Source organism: Mesorhizobium silamurunense (genome assembly GCF_014843825.1).
Lineage (GTDB): Bacteria > Pseudomonadota > Alphaproteobacteria > Rhizobiales > Rhizobiaceae > Mesorhizobium > Mesorhizobium silamurunense.
Map to the genome: position 1 here is coordinate 1 of NZ_JHQR01000408.1, position 5,607 is coordinate 5,607.

Annotated in this window: 3 protein-coding genes and 2 pseudogenes; 1 reads left to right on the top strand and 4 read right to left on the bottom strand. The window is 64.7% G+C overall.

Annotated features, from left to right (window positions below):
* Positions 1–236 precede the first annotated feature (236 nt).
* A pseudogene (locus tag DH10_RS35070) lies at positions 237–1,167 on the top strand (YifB family Mg chelatase-like AAA ATPase); the annotation flags it as partial.
* 64 nt (positions 1,168–1,231) lie between these two features.
* Here the strand turns inward: DH10_RS35070 and DH10_RS35075 are convergent.
* The 4 genes and pseudogenes from DH10_RS35075 to DH10_RS35090 form a co-directional block, all read right to left on the bottom strand.
* Entirely contained in the window at positions 1,232–1,828 is a 597-nt protein-coding gene (locus DH10_RS35075) for a TetR/AcrR family transcriptional regulator (RefSeq protein ID WP_192256053.1), read from the bottom strand.
* Positions 1,829–1,860: 32 nt separating this feature from the next.
* Entirely contained in the window at positions 1,861–2,451 is a 591-nt protein-coding gene (locus DH10_RS35080) for a DUF308 domain-containing protein (protein WP_192256051.1), read from the bottom strand.
* 383 nt (positions 2,452–2,834) lie between these two features.
* Entirely contained in the window at positions 2,835–5,000 is a 2,166-nt protein-coding gene (locus DH10_RS35085) for a malate synthase G (protein WP_192256049.1), read from the bottom strand.
* Between the two features lie 136 nt (positions 5,001–5,136).
* A pseudogene (locus DH10_RS35090) lies at positions 5,137–5,607 on the bottom strand (hydantoinase/oxoprolinase family protein); the annotation flags it as partial.

Here is a 5,607-nt window from a genome sequence, read left to right on the forward strand (position 1 = left end):
GATTCCGTCAAATCTTGAACCGCTCTAGCGCATGCTGAGGAGTGAGATTGGGGGACGGAACCCTGGCGCATCGGCGCGGAGAAGGAAAGCATTCTACACCCGATTGAACCCGGGCGGCGGCCTGAGAGGATTGCGCTGACACAGGTCAATAGCAGGTTACTCAACTCTGGGAATGTCGCGATTGGCTCGGTTCGAGCCCTTTGCGACAACACTCGGGAAGGTCTGGAGCGGGTCAAGAGCCGGCAGTTGCTGGCGGGCCATTCGTGTTGATGGTCGGCCCTCCCGGCTCCGGCAAGTCGATGCTGGCGCAGCGGCTGCCCTCGATCCTGCCGCCGCTGGCGCCGAAAGAGCTTCTGGAAGTCTCGATGGTCGCCTCAGTGGCGGGCGAGCTCGGCGAAGGCAAGCTCACCGACCGGCGGCCGTTCCGGGCCCCGCACCACTCCGCTTCGATGGCGGCGATGGTGGGCGGCGGCTTGCGTGTGCGGCCGGGCGAGGTGTCGCTTGCCCATCACGGCGTGCTGTTCCTCGACGAATTCCCGGAATTCACGCCGCAGACGCTCGATGCGCTGCGCCAGCCGCTCGAGACCGGCTCGAGACCGGCGACTGCGTGATCGCGCGCGCCAACCATCGCTTCACCTATCCGGCGCGCATCCAGCTGGTGGCGGCGATGAACCCGTGCCGCTGCGGCATGTCGGGCGAGCCCGGCTATCGCTGCCTGCGCGGCGACCGCTGCCGCACCGAATACCAGGCGCGCATTTCCGGCCCGCTGCTCGACCGCATCGACCTCCGGATCGAAGTGCCGGCGGTGTCGGCGAGTGACCTGATCCGCCCGGACAAGGCCGAGACAAGTGCCGCGGTAGCGCAGCGCCTGGCTCGCGCCCGCACTATCCAGCGCGAGCGCTGGAAAGGCTTGGCGCGACAGCCACCACCAACGCGCATTGCCCGCCTTCGATCGTCGAGGAGATCGCCAGGCCCGACGCCGCCGGGCTGACGCTGCTCAAGGACGCCAGCGAGAAGCTCGCCTTCTCGGCGCGGGCCTATCACCGCGTGCTGAAGGTGGCGCGAACGCTGGCCGACCTCGACGCCAGCGAAACCGTCGGCCGCATCCACCTCGCCGAGGCGATTTCCTACCGGATGAGCGCGGAGCGCATGGCGCAGGCGGCGTAGATAAAAGAGGCATTCGCAAATGCGCCGGGTCTGTTTGTCTCGCGACTCCTGGCCGACCCTTCCGCTAATCCACTTCAATGGTCCCGGGGATCAACTTCTGCAACGTCGGCGCCAGGATCATGCCGAAAGTCAAGGTATCACCGTAGGCTCGCGCAGAAAGCATCGCCCCGTGCACGGTCGCCATGAAGGCCTCCGCCTCCACGCGCGGAGCAGCGGAAATTGTCAGTGTGCCTTGCCCGGCACCCCGCTCAATGACGCCAGTCAGCCACCCCGAGAGAAACTGAAAATACGCCCGGACTTCCACGGCAACCTCTGGCGGAAGAGCCGGAAGCTCACTGGCGAGCAGTGCGCAAACGCAGATCGGAATGCTCGCGTCCTCAATGCACCGAGCCCAGATTCCGGCGTAGGTTCGAAGCAGCTCAGGCGGCTCCGGGACATTGCGCTCAAGTTCTCCTAGGCCCGCGACGGCATCCTCGAGGTAACGCCTGACCAGAGTTTGCACCAGGTCCACCTTGCTGGGGAAATGGTGGTGGATGCTGGCTTTGCGGATACCGATCACCTCGGCGATATCCGCGTAGCTGAACCCGTTGTAGCCGCCAGCGACGATGAAGGTTCGCGCCGCAGCCAGGATGTCATCAGCCGTGTTCGAGAGCTTGCTCATAACGCACTTCCAGCAGAAAACTTGTGGACACCTTAACGCGCGACCTGCGGCGACTTCCGAAGCGCGTCGCTGACGGACAGCCATACGGCAGACACGAGGAAGTAGAAGGCGCCAAAAGCGGCATAGGGCGCGACGTTGACGATGCCAATGGCCTCAGTACCGCCCGCCATCCTTACGAAGAAGAGCCCAGCCAGCGCCGACTGGGCGCCGCTCAAGATCATCGCCCACTGGGCGCCGTTGGTTTTCCAGCGACGCACCGCGGTCAGGAGCTGAAGCATGCCTGAGACAACGGCCCAGACGCCATAAACCGAGAGCACCGCGTTCATGCTGTGACCAAGCGCGATGGCGACCGCGATCGTAGCGACGATGCTGACAACGAAGTTGAGCAGTTGCGACTTATTGCGGCCGAGCCCGCCGGTGCGCTGCGCGTCGACGTAGTTCGCGAGCGCGTCCCAAACCGGGTAGGCGACCAGCATGACAGCGGCGAGCGGTGGAATGCTCTTCGCGACGGTGACAGCCACCGCAACCCAGGCAGCCGACACGGCAAACCGCATGTAGTAATAGCTTTTGAGCCAGCCGTTCGAGGAGTCCGTGCGATTTGGATCATTCATTTGTGCAGGCATGGGGTATTCTCCGCTTGATTTACCTACCTACTAGCAGGTAGATTTGAGACCGTCAACGCGCTGCATCTGGACATCTCGCTTATGTGATCGCCGCCCGAGACGCCTTCTCCCGTGGCAAGGCCAGCTAGCGATATGCGATGGTGAGTGCCGCCTCGACGCTCTCGCGAAACATGATCCGCAACAGCGCCAGCGCCTGGGAATCAAGACGGCGGACGGCTTCGAGACCTACGACAAACTGTCTGCAAGGCCTTTGCCGACCCGGTGAGAGCGCTGGCCGAGGATCTTTCCCAGCTGTGAGGCACGCTCAGGCTGAATAGACAACAAAAGCAGGTGGCAGACTGAACGAAACGGCGGCGGATCGCGACCGGTCCGCCGCCTTGGTATTAACCCTTCGCCTTCAGCTCCAGCCTGCGCGCATGCAACACCGGCTCCGTGTAGCCGTTGGGCTGCACCGTCCCCTTGAACACCAGATCGCAGGCGGCCTGGAAGGCGATTGAATTGTCGAAGTCGGGCGACATCGGCCGGTAGAGCGGATCGCCGACATTCTGGCGGTCGACGATAGCCGCCATGCGCTGCAGCGAATCCCGCACCTGGATTACCGAGCACACCTTGTGGCGCAGCCAGTTGGCGATGTGCTGCGAGGAGATGCGCAGCGTGGCGCGGTCCTCCATCAAGCCGACATCGTTGATATCGGGCACTTTCGAGCAGCCGACGCCCTGGTCGATCCAGCGCACGACATACCCCAGAATGCCTTGCGCGTTGTTGTCGAGCTCGCGCTGGATCTCGTCCGGCGTCCAGTTCGGCCGCACCGCAACCGGCACCGAAAGAATGTCGTCGAGCTTCGCCTTCGGCCGGCTCTTCAGCGCCGCCTGCACGGCATGCACGTCGACCTTGTGATAATGCGTGGCGTGCAGCGTCGCGGCCGTCGGCGACGGCACCCAGGCGGTGTTGGCGCCGGCCTTGGGGTGCGCAATCTTCTGCTCCAGCATCGCCGCCATCAAATCGGGCATAGCCCACATGCCCTTGCCGATCTGAGCGTGGCCGGCGAGCCCGCATTCGAGACCGATATCGACATTCCAGGCCTCGTAGGCGGAGATCCAGGCGGCCTGTTTCATGTCGCCTTTGCGGATCATCGGGCCGGCTTCCATCGAGGTGTGGATCTCGTCGCCGGTGCGGTCGAGGAAGCCGGTGTTGATGAACACCACGCGCTCCTTAGCGGCGCGGATCGCTTCCTTGAGGTTGACGGTGGTGCGCCGCTCCTCGTCCATAATGCCCATCTTGATGGTGTTCTTCGGCATGCCGAGCAGCGCCTCGACACGATCGAAGATCTCCACGGCGAAGGCGACTTCCTCCGGCCCGTGCATCTTGGGCTTCACCACATACATCGAGCCGGCGCGGGAGTTCCCACGACGCCCGTTCGGGCCGACATCGTGCAGCGCGATCAGCGCGGTGAGCGCGGCGTCCATGATGCCTTCCGGCACCTCGTTGCCGTCGCGGTCGGTTATCGCCGGATTGGTCATCAGGTGGCCGACGTTTCTCACCAGCATCAGCGAGCGGCCGGGCAGCAGCAGCTGGCCGCCATTCGGCGCCGTGTAGCGGCGGTCCGGGTTGAGCTTGCGGACAAAAGTCTTGCCGGCCTTGGTGATCTCTTCCGCCAGGTCGCCCTTCATCAGGCCGAGCCAGTTGCGGTAGATGACGACCTTGTCCTCGGCATCGACGGCGGCGACAGAATCCTCGCAGTCCTGGATGGTGGTCAAGGCGGCCTCGAGGAGGACGTCGGCGATGCCGGCCGCATCGGTCTTGCCGATCTCACTGACGCGGTCGATCACGATCTCGATATGCAGGCCGTTCGTCACCAAGAGCACGGCTTCAGGCGTGGCGGCATCGCCGCGATAGCCGACGAACTGTTTTGGATCGGCAAGCGTGGTGGCGCCGGCGCCCTCGCCGACCTTGAGCGCGCCGTTCGCCACCGAGAGCCCGTTGACGCCGGCCCATTTGCCGGTGGTCAGCGGCACGGACTGGTCGAGGAAATCCCTGGCCCAGGCGATGACCTTGGCGCCGCGCGCCGGATTGAAGCCCTTGCCCTTCTCGGCGCCGCCCGTCTCGGGGATGGCGTCGGTGCCGTAGAGCGCGTCATAGAGCGAGCCCCAGCGGGCGTTGGCGGCGTTGAGCGCATAGCGCGCGTTCATCACCGGCACGACGAGCTGCGGCCCGGCGACGACCGCGATTTCCGGATCGACATTTTCGGTGCTGACGCTGAAGGCCGGGCCTTCCGGCACGAGATAGCCGATCTCCTTCAGGAAACTCTTGTAGACTTCCATGTCGACCGGCGCGCCGTTCTCACGATACCAGCCGTCCAGCTTCTCCTGCATGGCGTCGCGTTTGGCGAGCAGCGCGCGGTTCTTCGGCGCGAGGTCGTGGACGATTGTTCCAAACCCCTCCCAGAACTTTTCAGGATCGATGCCGGTGCCGGGGGCGGCCTCCTCGGCCACGAAGTCATGGAGCTCCCGGGCGATTTGCAACCCGGCGATCTCGATGCGGTCGGTCATCAGCACGTCTCCACATATCAGGCTTTGCCGGCTTGGGGCCTTTGGCATGCCGGGGTTCAAGGGTCAATTCGGCTTAAGGTGAAGGGTTGCATTTTGGCGGCAAGCGAATCTCCCCCTCGAGGGGGAGATTGCCCCCCTACACCGCAATCCTCGGCCTTCCCGATGCTACCGCAACCACATGCGCCTCGATGAACATGCGCTGGCTCTCGATGGTCGAGACCTTGAACTCGGTGGAAACGTCGATCTCGGCGCTGTCGGTGCCGGCATCTTTCGCCCGTTCGGCGACAATTGCCCGCACGTCCGCCTCCGCCGCCGCAATCGCCTTCGCCTCGTCGGTGAAGTCGCGCACCGTTTGCCCAGACGCGAGGCGGAAGAGCCCTTCCTTGGGCTGGCTGACGCGGGCCTCGGCCGAGACGCGCACCTGGCCGACCACGGCGCCGAGCGCATTGGCGACGTCGGTATCCTCCGGCACGATGCAGCCATTGCCGACCAGCGGCGGCAGACCGGCGTAATGCAGCGGTGCCGAGGCGCCGAGGCCGATGACCGGACGGTCGAGCGCGACGCCGACGCGGACAATGCCCGGATGCGCGTCGACCGCGCGCTGCAC